This window comes from Geobacter sp. 60473 (genome assembly GCF_036323535.1).
GTDB classification, from domain to species: domain Bacteria; phylum Desulfobacterota; class Desulfuromonadia; order Geobacterales; family Geobacteraceae; genus Geobacter; species Geobacter sulfurreducens.
Map to the genome: position 1 here is coordinate 597,644 of NZ_AP028967.1, position 14,480 is coordinate 612,123.

Below are 14,480 nucleotides of genomic sequence, written 5' to 3' on the forward strand. Positions count from 1 at the left end.
CCATGGCCGGACGCGGATATGCCCGTCGCCTGTCGGTCCTGTCCGCGTCCGCGCTGATTCTGGTGCTCGTCGTCATCCTGGCGGCGACCGGAGGCTCCCTTGCCGATTCCGGCGCCGTGTCCCTGACCCCCGAGGAGCGGGAGTGGCTCAACGCCCATCCGGTCATCAAGCTCGCCCCGGACCCCGACTTCAAGCCCATCGAGTATTTCGACGAAAACGGCGTCTACCGCGGCGCCGCTGCCGACCACATCCATGCCCTGGAGAAGAAGCTCGGCATCAGGATAACCATCGTCCACCTGCAAAGCTGGGACGAGGTCGTGGATGCCTTCAAGCGGCACGAGGTGGACCTGCTCGGCGCGGTGGCAGCCACGCCGGACCGGGAACGGTACATGCTGTTCAGCGATCCCCTGGTGGTGGTCCCCGGCGGGATCTTCTCGGCCAGGGAGTTCGGCAAGCCCCTTGCCATCAAGGATCTGCCGGGGCTGAAGGTGGCCGTGGTCTCCAACTACATGGCCCACGACTACTTGCGTAATGCCTATCCGCAGATCAGCCTGGACGTCGTGCCAGACGTCTCCACGGGGCTGGCCAAGGCATCCCTGGGGATGGTGGACGTCTACGTGGAAAACATGGCCAACGCCACCTTTTATCTCCAGGAGGCGGGGATCACCAACCTCCGGCTCGTGGGAAAGACCGATTTCACGTACCGCTGGGGGATCGGCGTCCGCAAGGACTGGCCCATGATGCGACAGATCCTCAACAAGGGGCTGGCCGCCCTGAGCGAGGAAGAGAGGGCGGCCCTCATCGGGCGCTGGATCCATGTGAAGGCTCCGCCGTGGCGGCCGAGCAAGGCCTTTGTGGCGGGCATGGTTGCTTCGGTTGCGGGCGTGCTGCTGGTGGCGGCGGTGTCGATCAACCTGACGCTCAAACGGAAGGTAAGTGCGCGGACCGCGGAACTGCAGGGTGAACTGGCTGAGCGCCGGAGGCTGGAACAAGAGCTTACCCGCCTGAACGAGCAGCTGGAGGAACGGGTCCGGGAGCGGACTGCCGAGCTGGAGCGCCAGGTAGCCGACCGCCGGCGGGCCGAGGAGGCGCTCCAGCAGCTCACCGTCGGCCTGGAGCAGCGGGTGAAGGCACGTACCGCCGAACTGGAGGCCTCCAACCGGGAGCTGGAATCGTTCACCTTTGCCATATCCCATGACCTGCGGGCGCCGGTGCGGCACATCAACGGCTATGTCGAGATACTCACCGAGGAACTGGCGGTCAAGGAGTGCCACTGCGCGGGCGATTATCTCGTCCGGATAATGATTTCCTGCCGGCGGATGCAGGAGATGATCGACTCGCTCCTGGCCCTTTCCCGGATAAGCCGGAAGGAGCTCCAATGCGAACAGGTGGACCTGAGCGCCATTGCCCGGCAGATCATGACGGACTTGCGCGAGGCCGAGCCCCATCGTCGCGTGGAAGCGACCATTGCCGACGGGATTGCGGCCACGGGTGATCCGGCCCTGCTGCGGAGCGTCATCGAAAACCTGCTGCACAATGCCTGGAAATACACCGGCAGGAGAGACGTGGCCCACATCGAGTTCGGCGCCGATACCGGGGGCGGGGAAACCGTCTACTACGTCCGCGACGACGGGGCCGGTTTCGATGCCGCATACGCAGGCAAGCTGTTTACCCCCTTCCAGAGGCTCCACACCGATGCCGAGTTCACGGGCACCGGCGTTGGCCTCGCCACGGTGCAACGGATTATCCGCCGGCACGGCGGCAGGGTCTGGGCCTTCTCCGAGCCGGGCCGGGGGGCATGCTTCTTCTTTACCCTGAATACCGAACCCGCATGAGGTGACCCATGGCAACCACGCTCCGCGCCATTCTTCCCGATTCCGAACTGCTGAAGATGCACGAACAGATGGTCCTTTCCCGCGAATTCGAGGAATCGTGCGCCGAACAGTACACCAAGGGGCGCATCACCGGCTTCCTCCACCTCTACAGCGGCCAGGAGGCAGTGGCGGTCGGCGCCACCGCGGCCCTGCACAAGGACGACTACATCCTCTCCGCCTACCGGGAGCACGCCCAGGCCATCGTCCGGGGCGCCGAGCCGCGGCGGGTCATGGCCGAACTCTTCGGCAAGGCCACCGGCATGTGCAAGGGGAAGGGGGGCTCCATGCACCTCTTCGACCCGAGCCTCGCCTTCATGGGAGGCTACGCCATCGTCGGCGGCCAGTTCCCCATCGCCGTCGGGCTTGCCTTTGCCTCCAAATACCGGAATGAAGGGCGAATCTCCGCCTGCTTCTTCGGCGACGGCGCCGTCAACCAGGGCACCTTCCACGAATCCCTCAACTGGGCCCGGCTCTGGGAGCTGCCGGTCCTCTTCATCTGCGAAAACAACTTCTACGGCATCGGCACCGCCGTCTCCCGGGCCTCGGCCCTCTCCGACATCCACAAGCGCACCTGCGGCTACGATATCCCCTCCGTGCGGGTGGACGGCATGGACGTCATGGCGGTCCACGAGGCCGTCAAATGGGGCGCCGAATGGGTCCGAGAACACAGCCGGCCCTACCTGATCGAAGCCATGACCTACCGCTTCCGGGGCCACTCCATGGCCGACCCCGGCAAGTACCGCAGCGCCGCCGAAGTGGAGCTCTGGAAAAGCCGCGACCCGATCCCGAACTTCGAGAAACGCCTCGTGGAAGAAGGCATCGCTACCGAGACCGAACTGGCCGCCGTGCTGGAGAAATGCCGAGGCGTCGTGGCCGACGCCGTGGCATTTGCCGAAGAATCGCCGTGGCCGGAGGATGATGAGGTTTATTCGGATATTTATGTGTGAGGGGCAACCTGTTAGTAGCAGAGATTTGTTTGTTTGGTGGTAGGTAAAAATGTTCCAATGAGGGGGGTGAGCGGTTCACGCGCGTGCGCGCGTGAACCGCTCAATGATGAGTTGGGCAACAAACGAAAGTGATATGAAAATCCACAAATACCCAAAAATAATTTTGTTATATGCGGCTATGGCGATTAGTTGTTTTTTGTCAGACGGCTGTGCAACGAGCAAATTATCTGATCATGCCGATAGAATTTCCCATCCTACAAATGAGTTAATTTCTGAATCACAGATACTATCGAAATATACTCATGATGCTGTAATAAATAACGATATTTATTATGTGTTTTATAGCGACACAATGCTATATGGAGAGAAGAGACGAGGGTATTTTTTGGCGTCTAAGCTCTCAAACAATACTATTCCAAATTGGAGTTACAACTATATAATTACAGATAATATAGATAAATACAAATTGATCCTAACAACAAGTAAAGGAGAAGTAAAATGGAGGCCACTTATTGCTGATGCAATTATCGATAATCACCAATACAATTATGACATAGCTGGGCCAGTTTCCAGTTATGATTTACGCTGGGTAAAGCGTAGCCATACGGAATATTTCCTTACAAAGAGCTTATACATAATATCAATTCCTTATGACGTGGTTACATTTCCTGTCCAGGCAATTAAAGTTTTGACAACTCCTTGGTAACAGGACTTATAACAGGCAGCCCAACCCGCGGCGACAGCGGTCTCCGCTGACGCTCCGCCGCTGGCGCCTTGAAAAGTTGAACAGCAGAGGAATCATGAATGAAAACAGCTTGTATTAACGAAGTTTTCAGGAGATAAAATGGAAAACATGAAGATTTTGGTAGCCGTACTTATCTTATTAATGTGCTCTATGATGGGATGTGGTGGTGGGGGTGAGACTTCAGACCCGATAAATACTTTCGAGCCACTTCCACCGGGAGCCTCAGCCTCCAATCCCAATGTACTTGAAAGCATTGAAGCAACATCGACAGGTGGTGAAGCAATCGTAACTTTAGCATTTCGAGATTCATACACAGGCCAAATGATTAGTTTTGCTGTCTTAAATCCGGCCCGTGTTGTAGTCGATTTACCGAATACAGACAACGGGATGGGTCAAACCTCTTTAACCTTTTATCAGGCCGATTTGCGTAGCTGCAATGTGTTGCATGTGGCAGATCGGACTCGGGTGGTCTTTAATTTATTACGAATGCAACCTTATAATATTTCTATTGAAGACAGATATATAACGATAACCTTTGCACCGGCTCAAGAACAGCAAGTAGAGAATTAGAAACGGGAAATATACGGTCGTTCAGTTGTAGCTCTGACACCGTTGTCATTCTCTTCGCAAGCACATGCTGCCTGTGTATATGTTGCCTATCGTTTCCAGAGCCGTTGTTCAACAGGTGGCGGCACGCAGCCGGCGCGATAATCCTGCGCCGCTGGTGCGCCCCCGGCCCGTTAACCAAGGAGTACTTCAGAATGTGGATGAGACGAACCTTTCATGAGTGACCGGAACGTGAATCGGGTCGGCCCAAGCCAACTTTCCGATATTTCAGCAAGTACACCTCAATTCAGGAGGATTTTTACCCGTAGAAGCGCATTTTCAGGGTCATAATCGAGCACTCAACATGGCACAGGCAGAACCCGGTGGACACCTTGTTTCTTGACCCGTCCAGAATCCCCCCTGAATTCCGAATCTATTCAAACCCATAAGGAGAATTGTTTAAATGGACATCCCACGGATCTTTAACATCACCGAAAGTGCTCACCGCATCCATAACCCGATTACACCCGAAAAGCTCGCCACTCTCGGCGCGGCGCTCCGTCTGGAACCGGGGACCCGAGTGCTGGACCTCGGCAGCGGTTCGGGGGAGATGCTGTGCACCTGGGCACGCGATCACGGCATCATCGGCACCGGCATCGACATGAGCCAGTTGTTCACCGCGCAAGCGAAACTCCGCGCCGAAGAACTCGGCGTCGCCGATCGGGTCACGTTCATCCATGGCGATGCTAGCGGCTACGTGTCGGACGACAAGGCCGGTGTGGCAGCCTGTGTCGGTGCCACGTGGATCGGCGGGGGAGTCGCCGGCACTATCGAGCTGCTGGCGCGGAGCCTGCGCCCCGGAGGTATCATCCTCATCGGCGAGCCCTACTGGCGGCAGGTGCCGCCGACGGAAGATGTTGCCAGGGGGTGTCTTGCCAACTCGATCGCCGATTTTCTCATGCTCCCGGAACTTCTCGCGTCGTTCGGCCAGTTTGGCTACGACGTCGTTGAAATGGTTCTGGCTGACCAGGACGGCTGGGACAGATACGAGGCGGCCAAATGGCTCACCATGCGCCGATGGCTTGAAGCCAATCCCGACGACGAGTTGGCGAAAGAGGTTCGAGCCCAACTGACCTCGGAGCCCGGGCGCTACGCCGCGTACACGCGTGAATACCTGGGCTGGGGTGTGTTTGCGCTGATGCCGCGGTGATGCGTTGGCGCAGTATTCCGGGGGCATCTTAGTTGATTCCAGATGAGATATGTAAGGTTTCCATGGAATTTTGTCCGTTCGTTGTGAAACAGGCTTTATCGGATGACCGACGAGAGGAGGGCTCAGCATGAAACGGTTGGCCATTGTTGTTCGAGATGACGCCTATGATCGCCTCTACACGCCGTTAACCTTTGCCTATGTTGCGGCGAGCAAGGGCATTGCGGTCGACATTCTATTTGTCTTATGGGCGGTACGGGTTCTCACAGAGAAAGGCGCCAAGGCGGTCAAGATCGATAGCCGGCACGCTGCAGAAGAAGAGTGGTTCAAGGACAGGGTGCGGCGTGACGGTGACCCTCTCGAGATTTACGATTTCATCAAGCTGGTTAAGAAGACGGGCAACGCCTGGTTCTACGGTTGCCGACTCGCAGCGGCCACGTTCGACGTGGACGAGTCGCAGCTCATCCCGGAGGCGGATGGTATTGTGGATTCGCTCTGGTTTTTGGAAGAGAAAGCGATTAAGGCAGATCATTGTCAGTATTTCTGATGTGGAGTAGAAAAGGGTCGGGTCTTCAAATTTCAAGAGCGAAATTTATTACTGTTTCACCCTTTTCTCTGCCGCTCGATAAACGGTAAGGTTTTCGCGTTTTCCGACAGCCACGACAGTAACGATGATGCGGTTGTCGTCAACCTGGTAAACCAGCCGGTAGCCGGCGTTCTTCAGCTTGATTTTGTAGCAATCGGGCATGCCGGAGAGTCGGGCCGACTCGACGCGAGGAAGCTCAAGCCGTTCGGTAAGCTTCTTCTTAAACTGTTCACGGATTCTGCCATCGAGTTTTTTCCACTCCTTCAGGGCGGATTCCTTGAATTCGAGGCTATAGCTCATCGAGGGAGACCTTGACACTCGGCTCGTGTTCCCGTTCCTTCACAATTTGGGAAAGCTCATAATCCTCCAGTTTCTCCATGAGCGCCTCGAAGGCATCGGCGGGGATTAAGTATGCACTTGGCTTGTTGTGGTTGAGGATTGCCACAGGTTCACCTTCGGACTGATTAATGATTCGGGTGGGGTTTTTTTTAAGGTCACTTATGCTGACCGAGGCACGGGCAAAAAGACGTTCCATAAACAACCTCTTTTGAGACTTTAATTTGGGTATAAATATAGGTCTTAATTGGCATCGCTGCAAGAAAATATTGAAAGCAACTGAATCAGGGACAAAGCCGCAAAAATCAAAAAACCTGAGAAAGCGGAGAGCAGAAAGGGGTCTTCAAATTTCATATGTGTATTTTGGAGATTCTCACCGACCGGGGCTACAAAACGTCCAGGAGCGGGTCACGGATTGGCCCGCCATCCCGCCCATGCGAAGCACAGCGAAGCCGCGCCGGAATGGTACAATAATGTCGTACGTTGACGCGGTGATAGCGGCCGAGCCACTGCCCTTCGCCTGCGGGCACATCGTTGACCTCGGCCCGGGGTGGCTCATCCCGAAGGAGAAATGACATGGACAAGCCGGCAAAGAACACGATTTGCCTGTGGTACGATGGCGACGCCGAGGACGCGGCGCGGTTTTACGCCCGGACCTTTCCCGATTCGTCCGTTGGCGCGGTGTTCCGCGCACCGGGAGATTTCCCGTCCGGGAAGAAGGGGGACGTGCTGACCGTCGAGTTTACGGTGATGGGCATCCCGTGCCTCGGGCTCAACGGCGGACCTGAGTTCACGCACAACGAAGCATTTTCGTTTCAGGTCGCAACTGTTGACCAGGACGAGACGGATCGCTACTGGAACGCGATCGTCGGTAACGGCGGCCAGGAGAGCGTGTGCGGCTGGTGCAAGGACAAATGGGGAATTTCCTGGCAGATTACGCCGATCGCCCTGACCAGGGCGGTCACCGATCCCGATACCGCTGCCGCCAAGCGCGCGTTCGATGCGATGATGCAGATGAAAAAGATCGACATCGCCGCAATTGAGGCGGCGTACCGCGGGTGAGATTGCATTCCTCGCACCATCATGAACCCGGAGGCTTCCCATGCCTGAAATGAACTACCGCGATGCCCTGAACCTGGCCCTGAAGGAGGAGATGCGCCGCGACCCGTCGGTGGTGGTCTGGGGAGAGGATGTGGCCCTGTACGAGGGGTCCTTCAAGGTGACCCGCGGGCTGCTGGCCGAGTTCGGCGAGGAGCGGGTCAAGGATACCCCCATTTCGGAGAACTCCATCGTGGGGGTGGCCGTGGGCGCGGCCATGGGGGGCTTGAGGCCCGTGGCAGAACTGATGACGGTGAACTTCGCGCTCCTGGCCATGGACCAGATCGTGAACCACATGGCCAAGATCCGCTCCATGTTCGGGGGCCAGACCTATCTCCCCATGGTGGTCAGGGCGCCGGGAGGCGGGGGGAGCCAGTTGGGCGCCCAGCATTCCCAGAGCTTGGAAACCTACTTCATGCACTGTCCCGGCATCTACGTGGCGGTGCCGGCCACCCCGGCGGACGCCCGGGGGCTGCTCAAGGCGGCCATTCGCGACGACAACCCGGTCATGTTCCTGGAGCACGAGCTGCTCTACAACAGCAAGGGCGAGGTGCCCGACGATCCGGAGTCCGTCATTCCCTTCGGAAAGGCGGATGTGAAGCGTGAGGGGAAGGACCTGACCATTGTCGCCTATTCGCGCATGACCATCCTGGCGCTCCAGGCGGCGGAGGAGCTGGCAAAGGAGGGGATATCCTGCGAGGTGGTGGACCTGCGGACCCTGACCCCCCTCGATACGGCAACCTTTACGGCGTCGGTGAAGAAGACCGGCCGGGCCGTGGTGGTGGAGGAGTGCTGGCGGAGCGCCGGACTGGGCGGGCACCTGGCCGCGATCATCGCGGAGGAGTGCTTTGACCGGCTCCTGGCGCCGGTGCGGCGGGTGTCGGGACTCGACGTGCCCATGCCCTATTCGCGCAAGATCGAGAAGCTCTGCATCCCGCAGCCGGAGACGATTGCCGCGGCGGTGCGGGAGACGCTGAGCGGAACGTACTGAGAAAGGGATATCCTCATGGCAACCGACATCACCATGCCCAAGCTCTCCGATACCATGACCGAAGGCCGTCTCGTCTCCTGGAAGAAAGGGGTGGGCGACCCGGTTGAGAGGGGCGACATCATCGCCGAGGTGGAGACCGACAAGGCCACCATGGAGCTGGAGGCGTTCGCCTCAGGCGTCCTGACGGAACAGCGGGTGAAGCCCGGCGAGCTGGTGAACGTGGGCACGGTCATCGGCGTGATCGGCGGGGCGGACGAGGCCCGGCCGACGGAGAAGGCCGCACCCGTTCCCCCGGAGCAGGCCGACTGGCAGCCGTCACCGGAGGAACCCGCGAACGGGGCGGAGCCTGAGATCCCGGAGCGGGTGCTGGAGTTGCCCGAAGCGTCGCCGCCGCCGGCTCCCCTGCCTCCGGGCGACGATACCAAGGCCTCGCCCGCCGTGCGCCGCCTGGCGCGCGAGAAGGGCATCGACCTGCACCAGGTGCGGGGGAGCGGGCCCGAGGGGCGCATCCTGATGGAGGACCTGGACCAGGCTGCGGCGAACGAGGAAGCCGTGACGGAGCAGGCGGGGCAGCCCTCTGCGGGCGAATCTCCCGCTCCGCCCGAGGCCGAGCCTATGACGCGCATGCGGAGCGCCATCGCCCGGATCACGGCCGAGTCGTGGCGCACCATCCCCCATTTCTACGAGACCGTCGAGATCGACATGAAGGCGGCCGGTGAGATCGTCCGGGAACTGAAGGGGAGCGGCAATGCCGTGTCCTACAACGACCTGGTGCTCAAGGCCGCTGCCCTGGCCCTGGTGCGGTTCCCCCGGATGAACGCCTCGTTCCGGGACGGAGGCGTCATTGTCCACCGGGAAGTGAACATCGGGTTCGCCGTGGCCATGGAGGACGGGCTCCAGGTGCCGGTGGTAAAGGGGTGTCAGTCGCTGGCCCTGAAGGAGATCGCCCTCCAGGCCGTGCGCCTGGCCGAGCGGGCCCGGAGCGGCGCCATCACCCAGGAGGAGATTTCCGGCGGCACCTTCAGCGTTTCGAACCTGGGGATGTACGGCATCGATGAGTTTGCCGCCGTGATCATGCCGCCCCAGGCAGCGATCCTGGCCGTGGGTGCCGTGGCGGACCGGCCCGTGGTGCGGGACGGGCACCTGGCGGTCGGCCGGACCATGCGGGCGACCCTTTCCTGCGACCATCGGGTGGTGGACGGGGCCTATGCGGCCCAATTCCTGGGCGAATTGCGGAGGGTGCTGGAGAATCCGGTGCTGATGCTGGTATGATGGGGCAGTTTCCGGGCAGGGAGGTGCCGTGAAGATCGTGGATCTCGCCGCCATGGAGTACGCCGAGGCCTTTGCCCTCCAGGAGCGGCTCGCTGCCGACGTGGCTGCCGGCCGCGCGGAGGAGACGCTGCTCCTGCTGGAGCATCCGCCGGTCTATACCCTGGGCCGCGGAGGCGGTGGCCGGAGCCTCCCGGACCCGTCGGTGCGCCCGGTGGAGATCAACCGGGGAGGAGACGTGACCTGGCACGGCCCCGGCCAACTGGTGGGCTATCCCATCCTGGATCTGGGCCGGCGGGGCCGGGACCTGCACCGGTACCTCCGTTTTCTGGAACAGGCGTTGATGGACGCGGCCGCTGCCTTTGAAGTGGCGGCCTGGCGGGTCCCCGGCCGGACCGGCATCTGGACCGAGGGGGGAAAGCTGGCCTCCATCGGTGTCGGGGTCCGGCGCTGGGTTACCATGCACGGTTTCGCCCTCAATATCTGCAACGACCTGGACCCCTTCAACCGCATCCACCCCTGCGGCATCGTGGGGTGCCCGGTCACCACCCTGTCCCGGGAAGCGGGCCGGGCGATCACCGTGGCCGAGGCCAAGGCCGCGGTTGCCGCCCCCTTTGCCGGACTGCCGGCCGACGCCCTGCCGGAGCAGCCCCGTGATGCCGTTCAACCTTCGTCATGCGATGATGTTCATGCACCGTCAACCACTTCAAGGAGGCCACTGTGTCCACTGACCGTCTGAAACTCCCCGTCGAGAAGCTTCGCTGGACCTGCGATCCAGACCAGTTCGAATTCACCACCACTGAAGACCTGCCCGAACTGGAGGGGACCCTCGGCCAGGCCCGGGCCCTGGCATCCATCGATTTCGGCCTCGGCATCCGCGAAAGCGGGTTCAACCTGTTCCTGGCCGGGGAGCCCGGCACCGGCCGCAGCTCCACGGTCAAGAACATCCTGAAGAAACGGGCAAAGGAGGAACCGACCCCTTCGGATTGGGTCTACGTCAACAACTTCAAGACGCCGGACCTCCCCATCGCCCTGGCGCTGCCGGCGGGCAAGGGGAGCGAGCTGGAGCAGGACATGCGGGAGCTGATCTCCGCGGTCCGCTCGGTCATCCCCAAGGCCCTGGACAGCAAGGAGTACGAGACCAACAAGGCGACCATTGTCGAGTCGTACCAGGAGCACAATAACGAGCTCTTCTCGGCCCTGGAGACCGAGGCCCAGGACCAGGGGTTCGCGCTCCAGCGGACCGTGTCGGGGCTGGTGATGGTTCCCCAGAAGGAGGACCGCAACTTCACCCAGGAGGAGTACGAGGCCCTGCCGGAGGAGGAGAAGGAGCGGATCAGCAAGATCGGGCAGGAGCTGACCGACAAGCTGAACGACGTGCTCCGCCAGGTGCGCGAGAACGAGAAGCAGACCAAGGACGCCCTGGCCCAGCTGGACCGCGACCTGGGCAACGCCACGGTGGGGCATCACCTGGACCCCCTGCGGGAGAAGTACGGCGACAACCCCACGGTGGTGGAGTACCTGAATGCGGTGCAGGAGGACATCATCGCCAACCTGGAGGACTTCAAGCCCCAGCAGCCGGTCCAGTCTCCCATCCCGGGGCTCAAGCTCCCCCGCCAGGAGCCCTCCTTCGAGCGCTACCAGGTGAACGTCTTCGTGGACAACCACGATGCCGAGGGTGCTCCGGTGGTTTTCGAGCCCAACCCAACCTACAGCAACCTTTTCGGCCGCACTGAGCACATCATGCAGATGGGGGGTACCGCCACCACCAACTTCACCATGATCAAGCCGGGGGCGCTCCACAAGGCCAACGGCGGCTACCTCATCGTTGACGCCCGCGAAGTCCTCGTGAACCCCTACTCGTGGGATGCCTTGAAACGTTGCATCCGAAGCGCCGAGATCAAATTCGAGGACCCCCTTGAGCAGTATCGCTTCATCACCATCGTTTCCATGAAGCCCGAGGCAATACCCCTCCAGGCCAAGATAATCATGATCGGCTCGCCGTGGATCTACTACCTCCTCTTCCACCTGGAGCCCGACTATCGCAAGTTCTTCAAGGTGAAGGCCGATTTCGACAGCCGCATCGCCCGCACGTCCGAGGTGATCAAGGACTATGCCCTGTTCGTGGCCACCCACTGCAAGAACGAGAAGCTGCTCCCCTTCGACCGGAGCGGCGTGGCCGGGCTCATCGAGTACTCGGCCCGGCTGGTGGAGGACCAGAATAAGCTCTCCTCGCAGTTCATGGAGATCGCCGACCTGATCCGCGAGGCGAGTTACTGGGCCGGCAAGGACGGCAGCCAGGTGGTTGACCATGGCCACGTGACCCGCGCCATCGAGCAGAAGATCTACCGGAGCAACCGGATCGAGGAGCGGATGCAGGAGCTCTTCGACGACGGGACCATCATGGTGGATACCGACGGCGCGGCAGTGGGGCAGATCAACGGCCTGGCGGTCATGACCGTGGGGGATCATACCTTTGGCCGCCCCTCCCGGGTCACCTCCCGGGTCTGGCTGGGGCGGGCCGGCATGGTCAACATCGAGCGCGAGGTGAAGCTCTCGGGCCCCATCCACGACAAGGGGGTCCTGATCCTCACCGGCTACCTGGGCGGGAAGTTCGCCCATGACAAGCCCCTCTCTTTTTCCGCCTCGATCTGCTTCGAGCAGAACTACGAAGGGGTCGAGGGTGACAGCGCCTCGTCCACGGAACTCTACTGCCTCCTCTCGGCCTTCTCAGGCCTTCCCGTCAGGCAGGGAATCGCCGTGACCGGCAGCGTCAACCAGCACGGCATGGTCCAGCCCATCGGCGGGGTCAACTACAAGATCGAGGGCTTCTACGCCGTCTGCAAGTCCCGCGGGCTCACCGGCGACCAGGGGGTCATGATCCCCGCGTCCAACGAGCGGCACCTGATGCTGAGCGACGAGGTGGTCCAGGCGGTGCGCGAGGGGAAATTCCACATCTGGAGCGTATCCACCATCGACGAGGGGATCGAGATCCTGACCGGCGTGCCGGCCGGCGCGCTGCAGGAGGACGGCAGCTACCCTGAGGGGACCGTCAACTTCCTGGTGGACCGCCGGTTGCGGGAAATGATCGAGAGCATGAAGAAGTTCGGCTCGTCCGGCGAGAAGGACGAGAAGAAGAACGGCGGGACTCCCGCGCCCGCCCTCGAGGGGGGGCAACCGTCATGAGACGCCTCGCCCCGGTGGCGGCCTGCGTGGCCCTGGCCCTGGCGGCCGGCTGCAGCGGCGGGTCCGGCGCTGGTGGCGGCGAGCTGTTCGCCACCCACTGCGCCGGCTGCCATCCGCAGGGGGGCAACACCGTCCACCCGGAAAAGACCCTGGCGCGGACCCGGCGGGAGGCCAACGGCATCCGGACCGCCCGGGACGTGGCGGCCTACATCCGCAACCCGGGTCCGGGCATGCCCGCCTTCGGCGAAGCAATGATTCCGCCGGCCGATGCCCTGAAGATCGGAGAGTACGTCGTGGCGAGCTTCCCATGAGAGCCCCCGTTCCGGCCATGGCGGGATCCCGGCGGGGCATCCGGATCGGCGCGCTGATCGCCTGGTGCCTCATGATCTGCACCGGCGCGGCGCTGCTGGCGTCCAACGGGGGCGAGGTGCGGGTGGTCGGCCTCAGGGGGGCCGTGAACCCGGTCACCGCCTCATTCATCAAGCGGAACCTGGACGATGCCGCCCGGAAGGGGGACCGGCTCGTGCTGGTGGAGATGGATACCCCCGGCGGCCTCGACACGGCCATGCGGGAGATCGTCAAGGATATCCTGGCCAGCCCCTTGCCCGTGGCGGTTTACGTGGCGCCGGCCGGGGCCCGGGCCGGTTCGGCGGGGGCGGTCATCACCCTGGCGGCCGACATAGCCGCCATGGCGCCGGGTACGAATATCGGCGCGGCCCATCCCGTTGCCATCGGCGAGAAGCAGGACAAGGTCATGGAGCAGAAGGTGCTCAACGATGCCGAGGCTTACGTGGACGGCATCGCTTCCCGCCGGGGGCGCAATGCCGAGGTGGCGCGGCGGATGGTGCGCGAAAGCCTGTCGCTCCCCGCGGAAAAGGCCCTGGAGGAGAAGGTGATTGACCTGATCGCCGCAGACCGGTCCGCTCTCCTTGCCCAACTGGAGGGGCGGCCGGTGCCCCGTCCGGGTGGCGACAAGGTCCTGCGGCTGGCCGGGGCTCCGGTCCGGGAGGCGGAGATGACGACCCGGGAACGGATCCTCGACGCCATCGGCAACCCCAATGTGGCCTACGTCCTCATGATGCTCGGGTTCCTGGGGCTGTTCTTCGAGTTGTCGAACCCCGGCGTGATCCTGCCCGGCGTCATCGGCGGCATCTCCCTGATCCTGGCCTTCTTTGCCTTCCAGACCCTGCCGGTGAACTATGCCGGCGTGCTTCTCATCCTGCTGGCGCTCATCCTTTTCATTGCCGAGATCAAGGTGGTCTCGGGCGGCATGCTGACGGTGGGAGGCGTCATTGCCATGGTTCTCGGATCAATCCTTCTCTTCGATTCGCCGGAGCCCTATCTCCGGGTGTCCTGGCAGGTGATCGCCGTGACGGTGGCTGCCGTGTCGGCCTTTTCGATCTTCGCCGTCACCATGGCGGTCCGGGCCCATCGCCGCAAGCCCACCACCGGCGGCGAAGGCCTGGTGGGGGAGACCGGCAAGGCTCTATCCCCCATCGCTCCCGAGGGGCGGGTCTTCATCCACGGCGAATACTGGGACGCCTGGAGCGATGAACCCCTGGCCGAGGGGGACCGGGTAATGGTGGTTGCGGTGGACGGGATGAGGGTCAAGGTGAAAAAGTCATCGTAGGGGCGATCCTTGCGATCGCCCATTTCCAGACGGATGCAATCATGGGCGAAGAGACGAATTCGCCC

The 14,480-nt window shown here is 61.6% G+C and carries 15 protein-coding genes; 13 read left to right on the forward strand and 2 right to left on the reverse strand.

What is annotated here, in order from left to right:
* Positions 1 to 2: 2 nt before the first annotated feature.
* The 6 genes from AABA48_RS02675 to AABA48_RS02700 all read left to right on the forward strand — a co-directional run bounded on the left by AABA48_RS02675 (position 3) and on the right by AABA48_RS02700 (position 5,866).
* Positions 3 to 1,835, forward strand: coding sequence for an ATP-binding protein (locus AABA48_RS02675; protein ID WP_286351998.1), 1,833 nt, complete (start codon positions 3 to 5; stop codon positions 1,833 to 1,835).
* Positions 1,836 to 1,843: 8 nt separating this feature from the next.
* Positions 1,844 to 2,821: a pyruvate dehydrogenase (acetyl-transferring) E1 component subunit alpha gene (pdhA, locus tag AABA48_RS02680; protein ID WP_286351999.1), complete on the forward strand. Its 978-nt coding sequence runs from the start codon at positions 1,844 to 1,846 to the stop codon at positions 2,819 to 2,821.
* Positions 2,822 to 2,954: 133 nt separating this feature from the next.
* Positions 2,955 to 3,527: a hypothetical protein gene (locus AABA48_RS02685; RefSeq protein WP_286352000.1), complete on the forward strand. Its 573-nt coding sequence runs from the start codon at positions 2,955 to 2,957 to the stop codon at positions 3,525 to 3,527.
* Between the two features lie 138 nt (positions 3,528 to 3,665).
* Positions 3,666 to 4,136 carry an AMIN domain-containing protein gene (locus AABA48_RS02690; protein WP_286352001.1) on the forward strand — a complete coding sequence of 157 codons (471 nt, stop codon included), beginning with the start codon at positions 3,666 to 3,668 and terminating at the stop codon, positions 4,134 to 4,136.
* A 439-nt stretch (positions 4,137 to 4,575) separates the two neighbouring features.
* Complete coding sequence (locus tag AABA48_RS02695; RefSeq protein WP_286352002.1) at positions 4,576 to 5,322, forward strand: SAM-dependent methyltransferase; 747 nt, start codon at positions 4,576 to 4,578, stop codon at positions 5,320 to 5,322.
* Positions 5,323 to 5,449: 127 nt separating this feature from the next.
* Positions 5,450 to 5,866: a hypothetical protein gene (locus AABA48_RS02700; RefSeq protein WP_010943077.1), complete on the forward strand. Its 417-nt coding sequence runs from the start codon at positions 5,450 to 5,452 to the stop codon at positions 5,864 to 5,866.
* 48 nt (positions 5,867 to 5,914) lie between these two features.
* Here AABA48_RS02700 and AABA48_RS02705 read toward each other — a convergent pair whose 3' ends face one another.
* Entirely contained in the window at positions 5,915 to 6,205 is a 291-nt protein-coding gene (locus tag AABA48_RS02705; protein WP_286352003.1) for a type II toxin-antitoxin system RelE family toxin, read from the reverse strand.
* Positions 6,195 to 6,440: a type II toxin-antitoxin system Phd/YefM family antitoxin gene (locus tag AABA48_RS02710; RefSeq protein ID WP_010943075.1), complete on the reverse strand. Its 246-nt coding sequence runs from the start codon at positions 6,438 to 6,440 to the stop codon at positions 6,195 to 6,197. Before AABA48_RS02710 ends, AABA48_RS02705 begins: the two co-directional genes overlap by 11 nt.
* Positions 6,441 to 6,817: 377 nt before the next feature.
* Between AABA48_RS02710 and AABA48_RS02715 the strand changes: the two genes are divergently transcribed.
* The 7 genes from AABA48_RS02715 to AABA48_RS02745 are packed head-to-tail and all read left to right on the forward strand — an operon-like array spanning position 6,818 to position 14,415.
* Positions 6,818 to 7,303: a VOC family protein gene (locus AABA48_RS02715; protein ID WP_014551816.1), complete on the forward strand. Its 486-nt coding sequence runs from the start codon at positions 6,818 to 6,820 to the stop codon at positions 7,301 to 7,303.
* Between the two features lie 40 nt (positions 7,304 to 7,343).
* Positions 7,344 to 8,330, forward strand: coding sequence for an alpha-ketoacid dehydrogenase subunit beta (locus tag AABA48_RS02720; RefSeq protein ID WP_286352004.1), 987 nt, complete (start codon positions 7,344 to 7,346; stop codon positions 8,328 to 8,330).
* A gap of 15 nt (positions 8,331 to 8,345) precedes the next feature.
* Positions 8,346 to 9,602 carry a dihydrolipoamide acetyltransferase family protein gene (locus AABA48_RS02725; RefSeq protein ID WP_286352005.1) on the forward strand — a complete coding sequence of 419 codons (1,257 nt, stop codon included), beginning with the start codon at positions 8,346 to 8,348 and terminating at the stop codon, positions 9,600 to 9,602.
* A 28-nt stretch (positions 9,603 to 9,630) separates the two neighbouring features.
* The gene (gene lipB / locus AABA48_RS02730) at positions 9,631 to 10,338 is read left to right on the forward strand and encodes a lipoyl(octanoyl) transferase LipB (protein ID WP_286352006.1); all 708 of its coding nucleotides are present in this window, start codon (positions 9,631 to 9,633) and stop codon (positions 10,336 to 10,338) included.
* Positions 10,320 to 12,785 carry a Lon protease family protein gene (locus AABA48_RS02735; protein ID WP_286352007.1) on the forward strand — a complete coding sequence of 822 codons (2,466 nt, stop codon included), beginning with the start codon at positions 10,320 to 10,322 and terminating at the stop codon, positions 12,783 to 12,785. Before lipB ends, AABA48_RS02735 begins: the two co-directional genes overlap by 19 nt.
* Positions 12,782 to 13,096, forward strand: a complete 315-nt coding sequence (locus AABA48_RS02740; protein ID WP_286352008.1) for a c-type cytochrome — start codon at positions 12,782 to 12,784, stop codon at positions 13,094 to 13,096. The genes AABA48_RS02735 and AABA48_RS02740 overlap by 4 nt, the downstream gene beginning before the upstream one ends.
* Positions 13,093 to 14,415 (forward strand): NfeD family protein, encoded by a 1,323-nt coding sequence (locus AABA48_RS02745; RefSeq protein ID WP_286352009.1) that lies wholly within the window; start codon positions 13,093 to 13,095, stop codon positions 14,413 to 14,415. Before AABA48_RS02740 ends, AABA48_RS02745 begins: the two co-directional genes overlap by 4 nt.
* The last annotated feature ends 65 nt before the right edge of the window (positions 14,416 to 14,480 follow it).

Bases quoted from the DNA above. Each gene is read 5' to 3' on its own strand.
- AABA48_RS02675 (WP_286351998.1), top strand. From the start codon at position 3: ATGGCCGGACGCGGATATGCCCGTCGCCTGTCGGTCCTGTCCGCGTCC.
- pdhA (WP_286351999.1), top strand. From the start codon at position 1,844: ATGGCAACCACGCTCCGCGCCATTCTTCCCGATTCCGAACTGCTGAAG.
- AABA48_RS02685 (WP_286352000.1), top strand. From the start codon at position 2,955: ATGAAAATCCACAAATACCCAAAAATAATTTTGTTATATGCGGCTATG.
- AABA48_RS02690 (WP_286352001.1), top strand. From the start codon at position 3,666: ATGGAAAACATGAAGATTTTGGTAGCCGTACTTATCTTATTAATGTGC.
- AABA48_RS02695 (WP_286352002.1), top strand. From the start codon at position 4,576: ATGGACATCCCACGGATCTTTAACATCACCGAAAGTGCTCACCGCATC.
- AABA48_RS02700 (WP_010943077.1), top strand. From the start codon at position 5,450: ATGAAACGGTTGGCCATTGTTGTTCGAGATGACGCCTATGATCGCCTC.
- AABA48_RS02705 (WP_286352003.1), bottom strand. From the start codon at position 6,205: ATGAGCTATAGCCTCGAATTCAAGGAATCCGCCCTGAAGGAGTGGAAA.
- AABA48_RS02710 (WP_010943075.1), bottom strand. From the start codon at position 6,440: ATGGAACGTCTTTTTGCCCGTGCCTCGGTCAGCATAAGTGACCTTAAA.
- AABA48_RS02715 (WP_014551816.1), top strand. From the start codon at position 6,818: ATGGACAAGCCGGCAAAGAACACGATTTGCCTGTGGTACGATGGCGAC.
- AABA48_RS02720 (WP_286352004.1), top strand. From the start codon at position 7,344: ATGCCTGAAATGAACTACCGCGATGCCCTGAACCTGGCCCTGAAGGAG.
- AABA48_RS02725 (WP_286352005.1), top strand. From the start codon at position 8,346: ATGGCAACCGACATCACCATGCCCAAGCTCTCCGATACCATGACCGAA.
- AABA48_RS02740 (WP_286352008.1), top strand. From the start codon at position 12,782: ATGAGACGCCTCGCCCCGGTGGCGGCCTGCGTGGCCCTGGCCCTGGCG.
- AABA48_RS02745 (WP_286352009.1), top strand. From the start codon at position 13,093: ATGAGAGCCCCCGTTCCGGCCATGGCGGGATCCCGGCGGGGCATCCGG.